This is a genomic window from Bradyrhizobium rifense, from assembly GCF_008123425.1.
GTDB lineage: Bacteria > Pseudomonadota > Alphaproteobacteria > Rhizobiales > Xanthobacteraceae > Bradyrhizobium > Bradyrhizobium rifense.
This window is the reverse complement of record NZ_VSSS01000139.1, coordinates 1-681: the sequence shown is the minus strand read 5'-3', so window position 1 is coordinate 681 and position 681 is coordinate 1. Positions and strand designations below refer to the sequence as shown.

The 681-nt window shown below is 62.0% G+C and carries 1 protein-coding gene; it reads right to left on the bottom strand.

Features of this window, described 5'->3' with window-relative positions; all coding sequences use genetic code 11:
* Positions 1-583 (bottom strand): IS110 family transposase (locus FXB40_RS47515; protein ID WP_148779129.1); only part of this gene is annotated, 583 nt, incomplete at its 3' end.
* Positions 584-681: the final 98 nt, after the last annotated feature.

Sequence of the window (681 nt, the reverse complement as noted above, 5' to 3'; positions counted from 1 at the left end):
GGGCCCGCGCATTGCGGCAACTCTCGAGCCGGTTCTTCAGCCGGGCAATGTCTTCCGTGATCTGTTCGATCATCGTCAGGTGCTCGGCAAAGGGCTGCAGCCGGGGATCCGGAGCGGGATGGATCGTCTTGACCGCGGCGGTGCAGATCGCAATCAGCGCCGCGTCGATCCTGTCGTTCTTGGCCCGCTTCAGGTGGAACACGGCATAGGCGTGCACCTGGGCCGGCTGAAACGTAACGACCACAAGCCGCTTGCGTCGCAGTTCGGCAACCACCGCCTGCTCGTAGCCGCCACTCGCCTCGATCCCAACCCGTTTGACCTTATGACGCTTCAGCCACTCCAATAGCGTCCGGTGACCGTCCGGCGTGTTCTCCACTTGCAGCTGCTCCGAACTGCCATCGAGCGCCACGTCGAGCTTGTGTTTGCCGGTATCGATCCCGGCACAGATCGTGATACGCTTGGCCATCTTCCTCGACCCTCCCTTGTGAATGCGAACCTGAAGTTCGTTCAACCATGCGGGTCCCGATGAAGTGCCGACCGCGATCTTGCTACAAAACGCAGCCCTCAAGGCTTCGGTGGGCATCGATCCGATCGATCGGCGGCCCAGTTCGGGCGGCTACCCGGGCTGGGCCATTCCTCACGGAACGGGGCCATTCTAGTCCGGTGCGCTAATACACATCT